Raw genomic sequence first — 18699 nt, 5'->3', positions numbered from 1 at the left:
GCCACCCACCTTTCCCGACTTTCTCTATTGTACAGGCAACGGGCGCATTTGGCATGCCCCAGGTAATGGCGGCTCCGGCGTCAACCGCCGCGCCCGTTCGTCGCGCTCCTTCACCACACGATGCCGATCCGGCCGTCGTCCACTTGCACCTTGTAGCTGCGGGTCCGCACTTTTTCGTCGAATACCGATTTGCCGGATTTGATCTCGAATTCCCAGCCGTGCCACGGGCAGCGCACCAGTTCGCCGCGACGGCCGAACTCGTATTCGTACACGTTCGACGGCAGTGTTGTCCCGCACACCGGGCCTTTGCATAACGGAGCCCCTTCGTGCGGACAGCGGTTGTGCAGCGCATAATAGGCGCCGTCGACATTGTAGACCCCGATCGAGCGGCCTTCGACGGTGACGATTCTACTCTGCCCCGCCGGTATTTCTTCGGTCATGGCAACATAATGGACAGGCATCGGATTCCCTCCCTTTACCCAAGCCGGTACAGCTTGGCCGCGTTGGCGTAAAATATTTTGTCGCGCGCTTCGGGACGAAGCTTCTTCAAAATTTCCGTCGGCATGTCGTTGTCCCAATGCGGGTAATCGCTGGAGAACATCAGCACGTTCTCCGCGTCGAACATGTCGAAGATGGACAGCAGCTGCTTTGGATCGTCCGGCTCCTCGATCGGCTGCGTCGAGAAAAGGCAATGGTCGCGGATGTATTCGCTCGGCAATCGTTTCAGCCACGGCACCGATGAGCGCAGCCCTTTGTAATTTTTGTCGAGCCGCCACATCAGGTGAGGCAGCCAGGCGACGCCGCCTTCGAGCAGCACGAACTTCAGCCGCGGAAACTTTTCGAACACGCCTTCGCAGACAAGGCTGACAAGATGGGCCATAAAATTTTGCGACAGGCACGTATGCCACTCGAGATAACGGGTCGGATATCCCGCCGGCGTCGGCGGCGGCGTTCCTCCCGCACCTTCGCCCCCGGGATGGATCGTCACCGGCAAGCCGTGCCGCTGCGCCGCTTCATAAATCGGGTGAAACTGGCGCTGGCCGAGCGGCGCCCGCTGCGCGCTGCCCATCAGCACCTGCACCATCTGCGGATGGCCCGCCAGCCGTTCGATTTCGCGCACAGCCAGCTGCGGATCCTGCGGTGCCACCGTAATCGAGCCGCGAAACGATTCGTGCTTCGGCAGCCAGTCGGCGACGATGTGGTCGTTGTAGGCCGTGGCGATCGCCGCGGCGTAATCGGGGTCGTGCATCGTTGTGATGTTCGTCATGTTGCCGGTCAGGATGGCATACTTGATGCCGAACGGCTCGACCAGATCCTGCACGAGGTAATCCGGGTCGGAAGCGGACGGTCCGCCGCCCGGCGGCAGGCAGTCCTTGCGCATGACGCCGACCGGCGACCAGTAGCCGTGGCCGGGCATGCCCACGCCCGCACTCTGTACCCGCGATTTCCACGGCTCCGGCAAATATTGCGCCAGCTCCAGCGTGCTTTTCAAATCGTTGTGCACGTCGACGTCGATCACATGGTTCCTTTCGTTCATGCCTTGTTCCCCCTTCGGTTGGTTAATTCCATTGTAAGATCGGCCGGAAAGGTTTACGATTGGTAATCATACGACTTTTGAAGCGATTCTACGATTATGGATCGCAAGAGCTTGTGGGAAGCGGCTGGGAGGCTCCTGATGGAAATCGCGCATATTCTGTTCGACCAGGCGGCGGGCTCGAATTGGAAGGTGCCGCTGGCGCAGACGCGGCATCATATTTTGCTGCTGGTGGTCAAAGGGAAAGTGACGTATACGGTTGGCGGAGAGAAGCTGCGACTGCAGCGGGGCGACGGGCTGTTTATGCCGCAAGGAGTTTGGCGGGAGGCGCATTGCGACGAATCCGATCCGCAGACGATGTATTCCGCACATTTTAACGATTTACCGCAAGAGGAGCTGGGCGTGCTGCTGGAAAGGTCGTACCGGCGCTTTCGTCCGCTTGGCTTTGAGTATGTCAAGCAGCGCTTTTCCGTGCTGAACGAAGTGTGGATCGGACAAATGCCCTGTTACGACATGATCGCCCGCGGCATCCTGACCGAAATCATCGGCCTGATCCGCCGCGAGCTGGGCGCGGACGGACTGCCGTCGACGCGCCGCAGCCTGGCGCAACGCATCCAGCAGTATATTGTGCAGCATTACCGGGAGCAGATTCGGCTGGACGATCTGGCCCGCCATGTCGACCGCAGCCCGAATTACGTATCCAATGTGTTCAAGGAAGTGACCGGACGGACACCGGTCGGGTACATGCATGAGGTGCGCGTCGCCGCGGCGCGGGAGCTGCTGCTGACGACGAACATGACAATCGGGGAAATATCCGAATCGCTCGGCTATTGCGATCAAACGTATTTCAATTATATATACAAAAAAATTGTCGGCCATCCGCCTTCCCGGTCGCTCAAGCTCGGACGCGCCAAACCGTAAACAAACGGCGGGCGCGCAAAGGAGCCGGCGAAGCGGCTCACTCCGCCGGCTTCGCCGCTGCGATCAGCGCCTTGTACTTGTGCGGCGCCCGGGCCAAATACGCGTCGCCGATCGTGGCGGCGATGTCCGTCCACCGGGCGTGGCGATCGAGGCGCAAGCCGACCCAGCCGAGATACCCGACGTAGGCCGGGACATAATACAGCTCCGGCTCCGCTTCGACAAGCGTTGCCTGCATGCCCGGAGCGGCGGCGCACCAGAGGGCGAGTTTCCCGTCGCCGTGATGGTTGTTGTGGTATTGCACGAACGACAGCTTGCTCCCGATGAAAAATGTCGGCGCCCCGTGGCTGATCCGTTCGCTCGTGCCGGGGAATGACTGGATCAAAGTGCGGATTTCGTCCAGATACAGGTTTTCAAACATGTGGCGCGTCCTCCGTTTCGGATGAATTCGGATTGCGACGAACGGTACCTGCTTCGCCGCCGGGGAGCGGAACTCCTGCTTCCTTCCCCCTCGACCGCCAATGTTCGGGCCGGAATTAAAGACGATTTATCGTCCTTTCTGAAAGCCGGCGGAAGATGCTATCGTTTGGACATGACAGGGTCTTTACCGAAGGGAGAATTTGCAATGCAAGATCGTACAACCTTGCTTGGCCGTTGGCTTCATTCCTGGATCCGTCCGGACGGATCGATTAACGGCTTTAACAACCATTCCGTCTGGGGCGGCAACCCGTATCGCTGGATCGACTTTCATGCCGGCCACAGCACCTGGAGCAGCCCGCTGCTTCCGGCGCTGGCCGGAGCGCTGAACGCGTTTCCCGACAAGGCGGCTGCGGAGCTGCTGGACCGGATGTGCGCTTTCCAGGCATCGTCGCTCCAGGAAAGCGGCCAATACCGCTTCATCGGCTTTGAATCCGGCGAAACGTCGCGCAATGCGCTCATTCATAACGCCATCACGAACGTTGCGCTGGCGATGACCGTACGCGACGGCCGCCAGTGGCTTTCGGAACAAACGGTCGAACGCATCCGCACCGTGTTCCTGTCCAATCTGCAGGCCTGCCTGCATTTCAGCGGCGGCCGGGCCGGCGAAACGACCACCTGCAACCAGGAATACGCCCGCATCTGGTCCAAGCTGTTATATCGCGAAGCGTACGGCGACACAAGCAGGGACGATGAGCTGGTCGAAGACCTCGATTACATGATCGCCCATTTCCATACCCGGGGCACGCCCGACGGCGAAAGCGGCGGCACGCTCCGCTACTTGGGCGATGCAGAAGCGCTGGAGCCGGCGGAATATTACGGGCTAATGATTGCGCCGCTCACGCTGGCGGCCCGGATTTTTGGCAACAAGCGTTACGCCGATGAAGCGAAAGCGATCGCCCTGCACGTCGCCCGCTCCGCCTGGACGGACGAGGCCGGGCAGAAACGGTTTCACCGGCTCTGGTATCGCCGCGACAACCGCTGGTTCCTGATGAAGGAACCGATGCTTGTGGCCGGCATGGGCTTGACGCTGTACGGCATTCACCAGTACCTGCAGCTGGACCGTGTTGCCGAATTGGAGCAATTTCTGGCCGATTGCGACCGCACGTACGCGCATTACCAGACGGAAGGCGGCTACTTCGTGTCGGCAAGCGGCTGGAACCACGAAGCCAATGTGGCGCCAAGCACTTCCTGGCATACGCACGACTTGCTGTATTTGCTCGCCCGGCACGGAGCGCCGGCGAATTTCTGGGACGAGTGGAACAAGCCCGTCGCCAGAACGGTGCTGCTCGGCGATGACGCGATCTGGATCGAAAACGGCGAGCACTGGTCGATCGGCGACTACTACTGGCAAGATATTTACGGCCTGCTGGGCAAAAAGACGGCGCCGGTATTTTATCGCAACATCCCGGCCTGGACCATGTCGGACAAGGTGCCGCCGGCGGACTTCGCCTTTCCCGACAAACCCGTGTTTCTGAAAACGGAGGATGGCATTTATCTCCGCTCCCGGCACGAGCTGCCGTACGCGATCGTTTCCGCCTGCGGCAAACCTTATCTGGGCGAAGGGTGACGCTCGGGCCTCGAAATAGCCAATGAAAGATGGCTTATTCGCCGGTTTTCGCCGGGCCCGACAAAAATAGCCAATGAAAACGCTGGCTATTTCAATGAAAGACTCCACTAAAAGGCCATTTGAGCAAAATAGCCAGTGAAATCACTGGCTATTTTCTATGAACCCGATAAAAAAGAGAAAATAAGCCATTTTTGATGGCCTATTTTCGACATACACCTTTTCCCCGCGCCTTCAAGGCGGCTTTCTTGCGCCCTCCCGCCGGCAACAGCGCCGATCGGATGCAGCCGCTTCGGCGGTTGCCCGCCACCCTCCTCTAAACTCCCGCCCTGCCAATCAGCGCGTCTACCTTGCGTTTCATTTCTTCGTTGAATATTGCGCTGCCGTCCGCGCGGACTTCGATCAGGCCGACCCACGGATTGTGCGCGTATGGATTGTGTCCCACTTCGTACAGCAGCATGCCGGTAACCCGATCGTCGCGAGCAACGCCGTTCACGAACGATTCGTTCCAATCGCCGCCCTGCGCGACGTAGGCATGCACCCACAGCGGCTTGCCGAGGGCGGCGGCCCGATCCTTGATCCGGCCGGCGGTATCCGGGTCGTAGACGGCCCAGTTGTAATCCTTGACCGTCACTTCGTCCGCCAGCTCCAGCAGCCGCTCCCAATCGGGCAGCACCTTCGGCATCGCCCAGAACCCGGCTTCGCCGAACTCGGCCGACAGCTTCGGCGTCAGCAGGCTGTGGCGCAAATGCACCTGAAGCGTTTTGCCGGCGGCATGCAGCGCGTTTGCAGCCTCTTCGACGAATTGCGTATAGAAACGGCCGCGAACCTGCATCAGCTTGATCGGATCCGCCTCTTCGCGCAGGATGTCGATCCCGTGCTCCGTCCGATATGCCGCAACGAGCGGTTCGTTGTAGCCGTATGCCGCATAATCGCTCACCATGCCGGAATGATTCTGCAGCCGCAAGTCGACGCCGTCGATGCCCATCGCGATCAGCCGGCGCACCTCGTCCAGCCAGTATGCGCGCACTTCCGGATACGCCTCGCAATGCGTTCCCTTCATATACTCCATCTTGCCGCGGGCGATGCCGTACAGCGGACAAGCCATCCAGCCTTGCCCCCAGGCGCCGGTGCCGTACCATTCGAACTCGAATCCGCAACGCATGAAAGAATCCAGCGCCGCCGGCGCCTGGTCGGCACGCTTCGGATACGTGGCGTCGAACCAGGCGCCGCCGGCGTGCGGCTCCGTCGCCTGCGCCGTTCGTTCCGCGCTTTCCGCGCTCATGCGCACATACGGCCCTACCGTAATCGGCACTTCGCCCAGCTCGCCGAATGCCCGAATCATCGAAAACGGCAGCATTGTCAATTGCTCCGACTGCGCCTTGATCGATACGGCGATATAGGGGCATTCCGGGGCGATCGCCAGTCCCGACAGTTCAACGACACGGCATCGCTTCGGTCCTCCTTCAAGCGGGTATCCGTTGGCATCGGACAGCTCGCATATCGCAAGCGTTTCGCTCACGGTCATGGCGCCTTCGTACGGCCGGTATGCGCCGTTGTCGGCGCTGATCCAAAGCTGCAGCCGTTCCAGCGGCCGTTCCGCCGCATTTTCATCCGTCAGCGCCGCAAATGTCTCCGTCCGGTCGCGGTGCGCGCGCTGCTCGATACGATCCAGGCAGAACGTCAGCGTCAGCTTGGTGATCGTTTGCGCGACGAGCTCGTCATAGCGCGCGATCTTCTTGCGCCGGACCCGCATATCGCCATGGTCGAGCAGGAACGAGTCGAAGCCGGCCCGTTCGCCGCCGATGCAAGGCAGCGTCCGGCCGCGGAATGTCGCCGTCCGGCCGTGCGGTACGGTGTAGCCTCCGCCGCCTTCATACGGCTTGACGACGGCAAACGCTTCCATGCCGGCGCGATGCGCTTCATAAATATGCTCGAATACCGGATCGCCGATATTGGCGATCGATTCCAGCGCATAATTGCCCGCTTCCGTATCCGGACGCATCAGGCTCAGCCAGGGATTGCTGTACATCGGCTGGCCCGGAAGCGACACGACCAGATACACCCGGCGGAACCCCATGCCGGCGAGCAGCTCCATCTTGCGGCGAATCGTCCCGTACCGGTACGCCACCCCGCACAAGTCGGGGAAAATATCGATAACCGGCGCTACCTGTTTGGCAAATGCTCTCTCCATCCTTCTCTCGCCTCTCTTTACAACCATATTATCGCTGCTTCGCTTCATCGCCCGCACGTTCCCGTACGCCAGCCTTTACCGCTGACCGTTAGTTGCCGTGCCGGAATGTCGCTTCGCGCAAGCGGGCCGAACCGTCGCGCGCCGCCTGCAGCAGCATGCCTGCCTCGCTGTTCCAGCTCAATACCCGCATGCCTGCCTGAACGCCGCTTGCGATCAGCTCCTGACGCGCGGTGATGACGCCGGAGCAGCGGCCCGCCTTCCGCGCCGCCTCCGCGATGAGGGCAACGGCGGCGGCCAGCCGCGGATCGTCGAACCGCCCGGGCGCGCCAAGCTCCAGCAACAGGTCGTTCGGGCCGAGCAGCAAGCCGTCCGTTCCCGGCGTTGCGGCAATCGCCCCGGCGTTCTCCAGTCCTTCCGCCGTTTCGATCTGCGCGAACACGACCGTGGCATCGTTCGCCTCCTGCAGGTAAGCGGGCAGGTCGTCGACGCGGTAGTTCGCATGGGCCCGCTGCGTCGACACGCCGCGCCGGCCGAGCGGCGCATACTTCGCGTGCCGCACCGCCTGCGCGATTGTGTCCGGATGCGACACCATCGGCACCACGATGCCTGCCGCGCCCATATCCATATATTTCAGAATGTATTCCCTGTCGACGCCGGGAACGCGTACGAGCACCGCCAGCCCTTCCCCCCGTCCGACAGCGATCAGTTGGGCAACTGCCGTATAATCGAAAGGACCGTGCTCGCAGTCGACGATGACAAATTCGAAGCCGCCCGCCGCCAGCATCCGGATCACATTCGGCGTGTGCAGCTCGGAAAGCATCGTACCGATCAACGTCCCGCCGGCGTCAAGCTTTTTCTTCAGCCCTCCGCTCATCGTACCGCCTCTCCTTTCGTTCCGGTGCTATTGTCCCGAGGCGCATAATGCCGGGTTTCCTCCGGCGTCCGGCAGACGCCGGCGCATAGGAGGGCCAGTCGGAACAGCCCGGCCAGCGCTTCGTCTGCATAAGGCGGCAGATCGCAGGCGAGGCCGGTAACGGCGGCGAGGCGCTCGCGCAGCAGGGCGCTACGCCGTGCGACGCCTCCCGACAGCAACAGCCGCTTTAACCCGCCGTCCCCGGGCGTAACGGCCTCACCGCCGTCAAGCCGCTCGAGCATGTCCCGGTATACGCCGGCCATATGATCGAAGGCGCCGAGAAACAAGGGCCCCAGCCGCAAATTGGCGGCGTCGGCCGGACCGATGACGCCGTGCCCGGAACCGAGTTGGCCGGGGAAAAAGCCGAGCTCGACCGGCAGCCGGGCGCCTGTCGGTGCCGCCCTCGCCGCCGCTTCCGCTTCGCGCAGCGCCGCCCGCCAGACGCGGGCCGAACTCGGCTCGCGGCCGGTTACCGCGGCTGTCGCCGTGCGGACGAACGCGATCAGCACGTCCAGGCTGCGGCCTCCCGGCAAACGCGACACCGTGCGCAAATAACTTCCGCCGATAGAAGGCCGCATTTCCCAGCCGTCCGCGGCGTCCGCCCAGGCGGCCGTCTCCCGCGCCAGCAGCCCCGCCGTGCCGATCGTGGCAACCGCTTCCTCGCCCGGTAAGGCAAAGCAGCCGAACACAGTCGCCTGGTGATCGCCGATGTCCGGGAAGACGGGGATGTCGCGATAACGGCCGCGGAATGCGCCTACGCATTCGGTTTCGCCGCGAATGGCGGGAAAGCGCAGAAACCCGAAGCCGCAAGAAGCGATCGTACGTTCGTTCCAACGGCCGCACGCAACGTCCGCGAGCCCGGTGGCGGCCGCGCTGGACAAGTGAGTGGCGTACGCGCCCGTCAACCGGCGCAGCACAAAGGAACCCAGCGTATGAAACTCGCGCGCCCGCTCGCGTTCTCCGCCTGGCGGATGCTCCTCCAGCCAGCGGTACAAGTTGCAAAGCGCAAGCCCCGGCTTCAGCCGCAGCCCCGCCCGCGCCGGAGCGCCCGGACCGAGCAGCCGCTCCAGCGTATCGGCGGCGCTTTCGCCGCTGCCGTCCGGCCGCGGTTCGTGGCCGCGCCGGTCTTGCCACGAAATGTACGGCGTCACTGCCCGGCCGTATTCGTCCGCGAGCACGAAGCCGTGCATCTGCGTCGCCAGCACGATGCCGGCGACCGCCTCGCGATGCAGCCGGACGAATCGCAGCACGTGCTTGCGCACAATCGCCGCAATCGCATCCGCATCCACCTCGTATCGCCCGCCGATTGCGGCAAGCTCGCCGGCCAGCTGCGGCGGCGCGGGCTCGAGCCGCACATCGTCGACCGTAGCTTTGTCCAGATCGAACAGTCCGATCTTGACGAAGCTGCTGCCGATATCGAATCCGATATACTTCATCGCTGTTGTGCCCCTACTTGTTCCAGCGGTCGAACGCGGTTTGATAGATGGCGACAAGCTCGTTGACGCCGATTTTTTGCACGGTGGCGATATATTCGTCCCACTTCGACAACGGCGTGTCGCCGACGATAAACTTCGCTTCCATCTGATCGACGTACGTTTTCAGATCCGTCTGGACTTTGTTTACCTTGTCCTGCTCTTCTTTTGTCAGGAACACGTTCGGATACACGGGCTTGCCGTAAGGGAGCATGTTCTCCACCAGGTTTTTGGTCAACGACGCCTGTTCCGGCACTTCCTTGTTTTTCAGATAGAACGCATCCGATACAGGCAAGCTCATGTTGGTGACCGATTTCATCCGGTAATCGTTGCTCGACAAGCCTTGAGGCGTCTTGATTTCCCAGGTGCCGTCGGGGTTCGTCACGATGCCCGCTCCCGGCACGACCGTATCGAGCTTCGGGCCGAAGCGGATGGCGCTGCCGCCTTCTTCGGTGAATCCGTAGTCGAGCAGCCGGATCGACGCTTCCGGATTTTTGTTCTTGGACGTAATCGCGATCGAATTCAGGCCGCCGAGCGTCGCCACCCGCTGCAAAGGCCAGATCCGCTCCGGGTTCTGCGGACTCGTGAGCGGCGGGAAGCTGGCGTAGTTCGTATACTTGTCGAGCCCGACCGCCACGAAATGGGCGGCGTCAAAGTAGAAGCCGACCTGGTCCTTCTGAGCCTTGCCGCGGAACGTCGTGATGTTCTGCGTGTAATATTCCGGATCGAGAAGCCCTTCCTTGTACAGCTTGTTCATGAACGCCAAATAGTCCTTGAATTCCGCCTGAGCCTGGGTATACACCACTTTTTTGCCGGTTTTGTCCAGAGTGATGTACTTCTCCAGATAACCGACCGCCGTCAACACGATCGAATCGATCGGATTCGAAGCGCTCGCGCCGGAAGCCGGGATTTCGTCGGCCTTGCCGTTGCCGTTCGGGTCCTTCTCTTTAAACGCTTTCAACACGTTGTAGAACTCGTCGAGCGTCGTCGGCACCTTCAGCCCCAGCTTGTTCATCCACTGCATGTTGAGCCAGTACCGGCCGATGACCGGTTCCCGCTTCGGATAAGTCGGCGCAGCCAGCGCGTAGATTTTGCCATCGAGCGAAGTGACCGTCTTGCGCAGGTCGGGATTGTCCTGCAGCGTCTTTTTGATATTCGGCGCGTACTTGTCGATCAATTCGTTCAGTGGAATCAGCAGCCCCTGCGAGCCGTAGTTCGTCACATCGCTCGACGTCAGCGCGCCGCCGGACCAGATGATGTCAGGCAGTTCGCCGGTTGCGAACGCCAGGTTTTTCTTTTCGTTCCATGCGTTTTCGTCGATTTCGACCGCCGTCGTTTTGCCGCCAAGCTTTTCGTCCAAATATTTCGAAATCCATAGCTCGTTCCAGGACGACTGGTTAGCCGGCTTCTTCATCATGATCGACAGCTGGATCGACTGCTTCGCGATCGGAAATCCGGTCGGATTGATTTTGTCGTTCGTTTGCGCCGCCGCGCTTGGCGCGGGCGATGCTCCCTTGTCGGCGCCGCTTTCGCCGGCGTTGCCGCTATTTCCCGTACAAGCCGTCAGCATCGCGATCGATACGAATGCGGGCGTCAGCCAGCGATACCCCTTTGTCATGCTTTTCACGCTCCGTCGCATTTTTTGGCCAAGCATGTACTGCCATTGTACTGCCTCGTTTGCCGGAAATCGATCACCTCCCCAAAAGACGGGCGCAACGGGCCCGGTCGCCGTCAGCCCTTGATCGCGCCGATCAGGACGCCTTTCATGAAATATTTCTGCAGGAACGGATACGCCGCCAGCACCGGCAGCGACGAGACAATAACCAGCCCGTATTTCATGATTTCCGCCATGTACATCCGCTTCACCATGCTCTCCATCTCATCGGTCGACATCTGCAGCATGTCGGTCACCTGGTTCATGATTAAGATTTCCCTCAAAATGAGCTGCAAGGGATACAGGTTCCGGTCGGACAAATAAATCAGCGCGTTGAAAAACGCATTCCAATGCGATACGCCGTAAAACAGCGCCATGACGGCGATAATCGGCTTCGACAGCGGAAGCACAACGGACACGAACAGCCGCGTGTTCGTGCAGCCGTCGATTTGCGCCGATTCCTGCAGCTCTACCGGGATGCTCGTCTGGAAAAAGGTGCGGCAGATGATAATGTTCCACATAGCCGCCGCGTTCGGCAGCACCATCGCCCAGATCGTATTGACGAGCCCCAGCTGCTTGACGACGAGAAACGTCGGAATAAGGCCGCCGGAGAAAAACATCGTCACCAGAAACAGCAGCATGATGCCGCTGCGGCCGATCAGGTCGCGCCGGGACAAAGCGTAGGCGGCGGCAAGCGTGATGATCAGGTTGATGGCGGTGCCGAGCAGCGCATAAAAAATCGTGTTGCGATAGCCGGTCCAGATCGGCTTGAATTCGAATATGCGTTCATATCCTTCGAGCGTAAAGCCCTTCGGCCACAGCCACACTTCGCCAAGCCCCACCTTGACCGGATCGCTGACCGACGCCGCCAAGATGTATACCAGCGGATACAGCACCATAACGGTCACCAGCAGCAGCAGCGCGTTGTTGATCGAATTGAACCATTTGTCTTTTCCCGTATCTTGCAGCATTTCGGACGTCCTCCCGGCGGTTGTTTTCGTTACCACAAGCTGTTCTGCTTCAAGCCGCGCGCAATGCGGTTGACCGTCAGCAGCAAGATGAAATTGATCGCCGAGTTGAACAACCCGACGGCTGCGGCGAAGCTGTATTGCGCTTCCTGAATGCCCCGCTTGTAGACGTATGTGGCGATAATGTTCGAGGAATCCAGATTAAGCGGGTTTTGCATCAGATATACTTTTTCGAAGCCGACGGCCATCAGGTTGCCGACGTCCAGAATGAGCAGAATGACGATCGTCGGGAAAATGCCGGGAATGTTGATGTGCAGGATGCGCTGGAAGCGGGAAGCGCCGTCGATAACCGCCGCTTCGTGCGTCTGCGGATCGATGCCGGCCAGCGCCGCCAAATAGATGATCGAGCTCCAGCCCGCGTGCTGCCATACGCCGGACAGCACGTACACCGTCTTGAACCAGGCCGGACTGGACAGAAACGGAACGGGGTCCTTCCCGAACGCGGCGACGATTTGGCCTACGAGCCCGGTCTGCGGCGACAGGAAAAATACGATCATCGACACGATGACGACGGTCGAAATAAAATGCGGCGCGTAAGTGACCGTCTGCACCGTCTTCTTGAACCGCGCGCCGCGCACTTCGTTCATCATCAGTGCCAGCACGATCGGCACCGGAAAGCCGACGGCCAGCGAGTACAGGCTGAGTTCGAGCGTATTGCGCATCAACTGCCAGAACAAATACGAGTCAAAAAATTCGCTGAAGTGCTTGAAGCCTACCCAGGGACTGTCCAGAATGCCGCGGCTCGGCAAAAAATCCTTGAAGGCAATTTGCAGCCCGTACATCGGCCAGTAATGAAAAAGCAGGAAGTACGCCAGCGCCGGAAGCAGAAACAGATACAGCTCGTAATTTTTGGCAATCGCTTTCCAATTCATCGCGTCAGAGGCTCCTTTGCGCGACAACGTCCTGCCGCCCCGGAGTGCCGCGCCTGCCTTCTCCCGGTTCGGCATCCGTTCGCCGCGTTGTGTCTATGGTCATTGTAAGCGCAGTCATTCGCGCGAAAAGTGCAAATATATGCACAACGATTCCACATATTCGCACTGGGGAGATTCATGGGGAAGCCCGATTGACGGCGGGAGGGAATGTGATTACAATAGGGTCACTCGGCTGTAAGGCCCTGATCATCCGCTTTCCGGGAGGCGCTTTCATGAGTGTGCGCAACGCCGTCGACGGGAGCTTCCGGTTCGCAAGAAGCCTGCTGCATTACCCGGGCAGCATCCAGGCCAAAATATTCGTCACGTTCGCCGTCGTCGTGCTGCTTTCGATAACGGCCGTTTCGCTGACGATGTACTTGCGCTTCTCGCGCACCATCGAGACGAACGCCGTAACCTACGTTTCCGACTCGGTTACGCATGCCAATGAAAACTTCGAAATGATTTTCGGCGATATCGTAAAAATCAGCACGGTCCTCGTCACGAGCAACGAATCCGTAATCGATCCGGTAGTCAGCCGCAAGGACCCGGTTTCCTACGAAGGCTTCCGCGAGCGGCAGAACGCCGAAAGCTTTCTTGCCTCCCTTCTCGCTTACAAAACATACATTTCCCGCATTTCCGTCATCGGCTTGAACGGCAACATCTTTTCCGCCGGCGGCAACATGCTGTTTCGCTCCGTCGTCGACCAGCCGTGGTTTGCCCAGGCGGCCGCTTCCAAGGACAAGCAGATTCTGATCGACGCGCCCGAACGCGGCAGCATCTCGTTCACGCGGATCATCCGCCGAAACAACCAGCCGGTCGGAGTGGCGATGATCGATTTCGACAAAACGTTCATCGGCAAAATATTCGACATCAAGCCGGTAGCCGAAAGCTTGTTTTATGTCGCGGACCCGCTCGGCAACATCATTTTTCGGCCGGAGCGGGTCGATGCCGCGGCCGGGCTGCAGGAATCGGAGCTTGCGTCTTACTTCGAAGCCCCGCACGAAGCGGAACCCAGGCTGCGGCACCAGGTCATTGCGCTCAATGGCGACAAATACATGGCCGTGCAGTACGTGTCGGAAACGACAGGCTGGCTGACGCTCGGGCTGATTCCTTACCATACCCTGCTGAAGGAGGCCGCGGATACCCGCCGCATGATCATACAGTTGGCGCTGGTCGTCTTCATCCTCGTTTTACTCGTTTCCATCGCCCTGTCCAACCGGATGACGCACGGGCTCAAGCATCTCAGCCTGACGATGAGGAAGGTGCGCGAAGGCAATCTGCGCGCCCGTCCGCGCGTGCGCTCGCGGGACGAAATCGGCGAGCTCAGCGAAGGCTTCAACCGGATGATGAACAATATCGATGCGCTGATGCACGATATCGTGGTCAGCGAAAAGGGCAAACGGGACGCGGAGCTGGCGGCGCTGCAAGCGCAGATCAAACCGCATTTCATCTACAACACGCTCGGGACGATCCATAATCTCGCCCGGATGCAAGGCGTGCGCAATATCGAGGAATTGACCGGTTCGTTCGTCGACTTGCTGCGCATGACGCTCGGCCACACGCGGGAAGTCGTTACGATTCGCGAGGAGCTGCGGCATCTGCAAGCCTATATCGGGGTTCAGCGGTACAAATATTTGGATCGGATCGAGTTTGCGTTCGAGGTGGAGGAGGACGTGCTCGAATTTCTGACGATCAAACTGGTGCTGCAGCCGATCGTGGAGAACGCGCTTATTCACGGCGCCGGCGATACGGACAAACCGCTGCGCGTGACGGTGCGGATATACGGGGAATTCGGACGAATCAAGCTCGAAGTGACCGACAACGGCATCGGCATGAACGCCGGCCAGATCGAACGGGCCATGGAAACGGGCGGTGGCGAAAGAAGCTTCAGCGGCATGGGGATCCGCAACGTACATGAACGCATCCGCATGACATATGGCGACGAATACGGGCTCAAGCTGATCAGCGAACCCGGCATGTATACGACCGTCGAGCTTGCTATTCCTATTGTGCGCCGGCAGCCTGCGCAGATCGGAGACCGAAACAAACCGGATGCAGAAATGGAGGCGCCGCCATGTTCAGACGGGTGCTGATCGTAGACGACGAATTGCTCGCCCGCAATGCGCTGCGGTCGGCGATCGATTGGGAAGCGTTCGGCTTTGCGCTGTGCGGAGAAGCCGAGGACGGTATCAAGGCGATTCGCCTGATCGGCGAACTGAACCCGCATATCGCGCTGGTTGACATCGACATGCCCCATATGGACGGCGTTTCGCTCTGCCGGTATATCAGCGAGCATTGCCCGGAAGTGGCGGTCGTCGTGCTGAGCAATTACGACAAGTACGATTACGTGCGCGATACGATGAGCAGCGGAGCGGTCGACTACGTGCTCAAGCACCGGCTCGACGCGGACATGCTGCTCGGCGTGCTGAACCGCGCCTCCGCCCGCGTCAAGCCGGCCGGCTCCGGCGAATCGTGGGCAGGCCGTTCTGGACATGCGGCGGCGATTGTCGACCGGCTGCTGCAAGAAGACGGCGCGCCGCTTCCGCCGCCCGGCAGCGAAGCGGCCGCCCTGCTGCGCCCGTTCGCCGGAAACGCCGTCGTGCTGGCGATGCAGCCGCTCCATCCCGTCCAGTTGGCAGGCAGCCCGGCTGGCGATTCCGAGGACGGGAACACCGGGACCGCACTGTTCCTGCGCTCTGTCGTCGAGCTGTGCCGCCAGCTGGCGGGCGACCCGGCTTCCGCTTACGTTTCGTTCGATGCCGGAAGCGGGCGCATCGTTTTTCTGCTTTCCTACGAGGCATATCGCAGCGAAGCGCCAATCCGCCAGTCCGTACAGGCGCTGACCGACAAGATCGGCCGCACGCTGCGGCTCGTATTCAACATGGGCGCCGCCTTCGGCAGCAGCCCGGTATGCCATGGGCCGGCCGGCAAGCTGCGCGCTTACTGCGTGCTGGCTCACGAGGCGCTCGACCGCAGGCTTGCCGAGCTCGGCAGCCATCCCGCGGCGCAAATCGCGGCTGTTTCGCTGTCGGCAGCCGCCCCCGCCACAGGAAGGACGGCCGCGCTGACGATCAAGCAGGAGAAGGAGCTGCTGGCGGCGATCGTCGTCAGCAGCCAGGTGCAGATCGAACGAATCGTCGACGACGCGTTCGACGCATTCGCCAGGAGAGCGGGCTCGTATGCGCAATTCGTCGCGCTGGTCGAGGAGCTTGTGCATTTGGCCCACCGCGTCGGCAAGAAGGGCGGCGCCGATGTCGGCTGGATCGCCGCCGATCTGGCGGACAAACGGCCGAAGCTGGAGCGGTCGGACGAGGTGCGCGCCTGGGTGAAGACGATCTTCGGACGACTGGTCGCCTTGATCGGCGAGCGGCAGATCGAAGGCAAATATTCGAAGCATGTGGAGGAAGCGATGAGCCTGATTCGCGCGCATTATCGCGACGGCGTGACGCTGGAGGAGGCCGCGGCCACGATCGGCATCACACCGTCGTATTTAAGCCGGCTGTTCAAGGAAGAGACAGGCATGAGCTTCACCGAGTCGATCAATCACCACAAGATCGAGCTGAGCAAGCAATATATCGAAAGCGGCGACCACACGATCAAGGAGCTGTACCGCGGACTCGGCTTCAACAACTACAGCTATTTTTTCAAGGTGTTCAAGGACATCGTCGGCGAAACACCGCAATCGTATGCGAAAAAGTACATGCGCGGCAAGTAACTGCTCACGTTAACGGTGAACATCCGGCGAGCTGATGGCGAACAGCACGGAAGCAAACGGCGAACATCCGGCGAAACCTGCTCCCGCCCCTCGCCCAGCTTTTTAACATCCCGCTGCGCACCGCCGCCGGCGCACGGCCTCTCTGGATCGCCGCCCCTTCTTGCGCCGGATGGCAGAGCGCCGTGGCGGCTACCCTTGCAGCCGCCTTAGCCTTCCCCGGCTTGGCCGGCTGCTGCCAAGCCGACCCCCGACCGGCCGATGCACGCGGCCGGCCTCGCGACACTTGCCGCTCGCCAAGCAGGCACGTTGCACAACACGCCGCATTCCCCCCCTCCGCCAACTAACTATTGGCTTTCGTGCCGCTCCGATCCCGCGTCGGATCGAAACCAGGCTGATTTCTAGCCTTGCAGCGACGTCCGGGGCCAGCGACGGATAGCAATGGCAGAATTAGGCCGTGTTTTATGGCCTATTTCGCTAAAAATGGGCCGTCTCTCCGAAATAGCCAGTGAAATCACTGGCTATTTCGGCCAAAAGGCCTGATTTCGGGGCCTGGCGGAGCAAATAGGCCATGTTTTCACTGGCTATTTCCGTAGAGGCACCCGAAATCGGGCAAATAAGCCATTTTTCACTGGCTATTTGGGTCAGTGACCCAGCCTGCATGATGCCGCGGCCGCAATAGAGGTTCGCAGGATAGTGGCTTCTTGAACCCGCACACAAGCAACGGTGTTTCACGCCGAGAGCGGAGCGGAAGGGTTGCTCCGGAGAAGCGCCAGCGTTCGCCTTTGTTTTCGAATGGCTTCCTTGGCCTCGTTAATTCCGGGCATCCGAAAACAACAAGCGATCGGAGAAGCAACCCTTCCACGCAGCGGACCGCGAGTGAAATGCTGCTTTCCTGCCACGCTCGCCAAACGCCGCCCAAGCGTGCAATGTTGCTTTTTTTGCCCCGCGGCCATCGGGGCAAACGCAATGCCGCGCCCAGCAATCTGGCTTGGCCGGCAACTGCCAAGCCTCCATTGGGGCGGGGCCGATGCAAGGGAAGGCTGGCCTTGTGAGGGAGGACTGCCTATCATGGAGCAGACAATTTGCTTCATGCGCTCTATTCACTCCTCCGCCAACTACCCCCTTGCAAAACAAGCCCTATTTTCTTGCCTATTTCTCCAAAAACGGGCAGCCTCTTCAAAATAACCAGCGAAATCACTGGCTATTTCGCTTGAAGTGCCGATTTGTAGGCGATCTGAGGCAAATAACCAGTGTTTTCACTGGTTATTTCCCCGAGCCGGACGATTTGGGGCAAATAGGCCATTTTTCATGGGCTATTTTGGTTTTGGTTGATCGCCTTTGTTTTTACTATCGAGAAAAGGCCGGCCCCCGTACCGGGAGCCGACCCGCGCTGTATGCCGCATTTAGTGATACACGTCGCCTTGGAACTCGATGCCGCACGGTCCGCCGTTCAAGCTCGGTTCCAGATGGTTCGCTTCGGTACCGTCCGCATGGAACAGCGGCCGGTAATATTCGCTGATGCTGGTCGCCGAGTTGTTGGCGTAGTGGCAAATGAACGCCCGGCGGAACCGGTCCTTCGTTTTGTTGCGGTACGAGCCGTGAATCAGGTTGCCGTTGAAGAACAGCACGTCGCCGGCGTCGAGACGAACCGGCACCGCCTTCTGGTCTTTCGGCGGCTTGACGAAATGGTTCGTGAACGATTCGTTCTCGTCCGCAGAATCCGGGCACACGATATCGTAATCGTGCGTCTTCGGCACAACCAGCAAACCGCCGTTCTCCTCGTCGGCCGCGTCAATCGCCGTCCAGGCGGCAATGCAGTTGCCCGGTTCGACCTTCAGGTAGAAATTGTCCTGGTGCAGCGCCTGTCCGCGCGCGCCCGGCGGCTTGAAGTAAAACATGCTCTGCGCCGCAAGCGGCTCCTCTTCGTACAAATCGCCGAGCACGTCCATCACCGGTTTGTGCAGCATGTAGTTTTTGGCCGTCTGGTTGAACCGGTGCGGGTGCATCACGCGCGGATATCGCTTCAACGGATCGGTGTTTTCCGCGGAAAGGTCCGGCACGAAATGGCCGGGAATCACTTCATGGCTGATTTCATCGAATATGTTCACGATTGTCTTGACATCGTCCGGCGTAAACAACCCTTTCACTACCAAATACCCATCGGTTTCAAATTGCCGCTTCTGCTCTTCCGTCAAGGTTTGCAGTGCATAAGTCATTCTGCTCTCCACCTTTTTGCCTGAAATGGTAACAAGCACGCTTCATACGTACATGATACCGATTTGCGCCGGCGGACGGAATCAACGATGATGTCATGTT

At 60.1% G+C, this 18699-nt stretch carries 14 protein-coding genes; 4 read left to right on the top strand and 10 right to left on the bottom strand.

Annotation, left to right across the window (positions count from 1 at the left end; translation table 11 throughout):
- Positions 1 to 110 precede the first annotated feature (110 nt).
- Together EXY20_RS00490 and EXY20_RS00485 are read right to left on the bottom strand one after the other, a co-directional pair.
- On the bottom strand, positions 111 to 461 hold the full coding sequence (locus EXY20_RS00490) for a Rieske (2Fe-2S) protein (protein ID WP_135546511.1): 351 nt from the start codon (positions 459 to 461) through the stop codon (positions 111 to 113).
- A gap of 14 nt (positions 462 to 475) precedes the next feature.
- The gene (locus EXY20_RS00485; RefSeq protein ID WP_135546510.1) at positions 476 to 1537 is read right to left on the bottom strand and encodes an amidohydrolase family protein; all 1062 of its coding nucleotides are present in this window, start codon (positions 1535 to 1537) and stop codon (positions 476 to 478) included.
- A gap of 138 nt (positions 1538 to 1675) precedes the next feature.
- On the opposite strand from EXY20_RS00485, the gene EXY20_RS00480 reads away from it, so the two are divergent.
- A complete protein-coding gene (locus EXY20_RS00480) occupies positions 1676 to 2455 on the top strand; it encodes an AraC family transcriptional regulator (RefSeq protein ID WP_167858914.1) in 780 nt (259 codons plus the stop codon).
- A 37-nt stretch (positions 2456 to 2492) separates the two neighbouring features.
- Here the strand turns inward: EXY20_RS00480 and EXY20_RS00475 are convergent, their stop codons facing one another.
- The gene (locus tag EXY20_RS00475) at positions 2493 to 2873 is read right to left on the bottom strand and encodes an MmcQ/YjbR family DNA-binding protein (protein WP_135546508.1); all 381 of its coding nucleotides are present in this window, start codon (positions 2871 to 2873) and stop codon (positions 2493 to 2495) included.
- 204 nt (positions 2874 to 3077) lie between these two features.
- Between EXY20_RS00475 and EXY20_RS00470 the strand changes: the two genes are divergently transcribed.
- Positions 3078 to 4499 carry a hypothetical protein gene (locus EXY20_RS00470; protein ID WP_135546507.1) on the top strand — a complete coding sequence of 474 codons (1422 nt, stop codon included), beginning with the start codon at positions 3078 to 3080 and terminating at the stop codon, positions 4497 to 4499.
- A gap of 313 nt (positions 4500 to 4812) precedes the next feature.
- Here the strand turns inward: EXY20_RS00470 and EXY20_RS00465 are convergent, their stop codons facing one another.
- The 6 genes from EXY20_RS00465 to EXY20_RS00440 form a co-directional block, all read right to left on the bottom strand.
- Positions 4813 to 6690: a hypothetical protein gene (locus EXY20_RS00465; RefSeq protein WP_135546506.1), complete on the bottom strand. Its 1878-nt coding sequence runs from the start codon at positions 6688 to 6690 to the stop codon at positions 4813 to 4815.
- 88 nt (positions 6691 to 6778) lie between these two features.
- A complete protein-coding gene (locus EXY20_RS00460; protein WP_135546505.1) occupies positions 6779 to 7564 on the bottom strand; it encodes an HpcH/HpaI aldolase family protein in 786 nt (261 codons plus the stop codon).
- On the bottom strand, positions 7561 to 9039 hold the full coding sequence (locus tag EXY20_RS00455; protein ID WP_135546503.1) for a sedoheptulokinase: 1479 nt from the start codon (positions 9037 to 9039) through the stop codon (positions 7561 to 7563). The genes EXY20_RS00460 and EXY20_RS00455 overlap by 4 nt, the downstream gene beginning before the upstream one ends.
- Positions 9040 to 9052: 13 nt before the next feature.
- Entirely contained in the window at positions 9053 to 10693 is a 1641-nt protein-coding gene (locus tag EXY20_RS00450) for a type 2 periplasmic-binding domain-containing protein (RefSeq protein WP_167858913.1), read from the bottom strand.
- A gap of 113 nt (positions 10694 to 10806) precedes the next feature.
- Positions 10807 to 11700 (bottom strand): carbohydrate ABC transporter permease, encoded by an 894-nt coding sequence (locus EXY20_RS00445; RefSeq protein ID WP_135546499.1) that lies wholly within the window; start codon positions 11698 to 11700, stop codon positions 10807 to 10809.
- A 29-nt stretch (positions 11701 to 11729) separates the two neighbouring features.
- Positions 11730 to 12629: an ABC transporter permease gene (locus EXY20_RS00440; protein WP_235885297.1), complete on the bottom strand. Its 900-nt coding sequence runs from the start codon at positions 12627 to 12629 to the stop codon at positions 11730 to 11732.
- Between the two features lie 272 nt (positions 12630 to 12901).
- On the opposite strand from EXY20_RS00440, the gene EXY20_RS00435 reads away from it, so the two are divergent.
- Together EXY20_RS00435 and EXY20_RS00430 are read left to right on the top strand one after the other, a co-directional pair.
- Positions 12902 to 14761 (top strand): sensor histidine kinase, encoded by a 1860-nt coding sequence (locus EXY20_RS00435; protein WP_167858912.1) that lies wholly within the window; start codon positions 12902 to 12904, stop codon positions 14759 to 14761.
- A complete protein-coding gene (locus tag EXY20_RS00430) occupies positions 14743 to 16383 on the top strand; it encodes a response regulator transcription factor (RefSeq protein WP_135546493.1) in 1641 nt (546 codons plus the stop codon). Before EXY20_RS00435 ends, EXY20_RS00430 begins: the two co-directional genes overlap by 19 nt.
- 1403 nt (positions 16384 to 17786) lie before the next feature.
- Here the strand turns inward: EXY20_RS00430 and EXY20_RS00425 are convergent.
- Positions 17787 to 18599: a phytanoyl-CoA dioxygenase family protein gene (locus EXY20_RS00425; protein WP_135546491.1), complete on the bottom strand. Its 813-nt coding sequence runs from the start codon at positions 18597 to 18599 to the stop codon at positions 17787 to 17789.
- Positions 18600 to 18699 lie beyond the last annotated feature (100 nt).

Origin of the sequence: Paenibacillus cymbidii, from assembly GCF_004764705.1 — a bacterium.
In the GTDB taxonomy this organism is placed as follows: Bacteria; Bacillota; Bacilli; order Paenibacillales; family NBRC-103111; genus Paenibacillus_AN; species Paenibacillus_AN cymbidii.
The sequence above is the reverse complement of the archived record's forward strand: the minus strand, read 5'-3'. Positions and strand labels throughout refer to the sequence as shown.

Bases quoted from the DNA above. Each gene is read 5' to 3' on its own strand.
- EXY20_RS00445 (WP_135546499.1), bottom strand. From the start codon at position 11,700: ATGCTGCAAGATACGGGAAAAGACAAATGGTTCAATTCGATCAACAAC.
- EXY20_RS00470 (WP_135546507.1), top strand. From the start codon at position 3,078: ATGCAAGATCGTACAACCTTGCTTGGCCGTTGGCTTCATTCCTGGATC.
- EXY20_RS00490 (WP_135546511.1), bottom strand. From the start codon at position 461: ATGCCTGTCCATTATGTTGCCATGACCGAAGAAATACCGGCGGGGCAG.
- EXY20_RS00460 (WP_135546505.1), bottom strand. From the start codon at position 7,564: ATGAGCGGAGGGCTGAAGAAAAAGCTTGACGCCGGCGGGACGTTGATC.
- EXY20_RS00480 (WP_167858914.1), top strand. From the start codon at position 1,676: ATGGAAATCGCGCATATTCTGTTCGACCAGGCGGCGGGCTCGAATTGG.
- EXY20_RS00475 (WP_135546508.1), bottom strand. From the start codon at position 2,873: ATGTTTGAAAACCTGTATCTGGACGAAATCCGCACTTTGATCCAGTCA.
- EXY20_RS00455 (WP_135546503.1), bottom strand. From the start codon at position 9,039: ATGAAGTATATCGGATTCGATATCGGCAGCAGCTTCGTCAAGATCGGA.
- EXY20_RS00485 (WP_135546510.1), bottom strand. From the start codon at position 1,537: ATGAACGAAAGGAACCATGTGATCGACGTCGACGTGCACAACGATTTG.
- EXY20_RS00435 (WP_167858912.1), top strand. From the start codon at position 12,902: ATGAGTGTGCGCAACGCCGTCGACGGGAGCTTCCGGTTCGCAAGAAGC.
- EXY20_RS00450 (WP_167858913.1), bottom strand. From the start codon at position 10,693: ATGACAAAGGGGTATCGCTGGCTGACGCCCGCATTCGTATCGATCGCG.
- EXY20_RS00440 (WP_235885297.1), bottom strand. From the start codon at position 12,629: ATGAATTGGAAAGCGATTGCCAAAAATTACGAGCTGTATCTGTTTCTG.
- EXY20_RS00430 (WP_135546493.1), top strand. From the start codon at position 14,743: ATGTTCAGACGGGTGCTGATCGTAGACGACGAATTGCTCGCCCGCAAT.
- EXY20_RS00425 (WP_135546491.1), bottom strand. From the start codon at position 18,599: ATGACTTATGCACTGCAAACCTTGACGGAAGAGCAGAAGCGGCAATTT.
- EXY20_RS00465 (WP_135546506.1), bottom strand. From the start codon at position 6,690: ATGGAGAGAGCATTTGCCAAACAGGTAGCGCCGGTTATCGATATTTTC.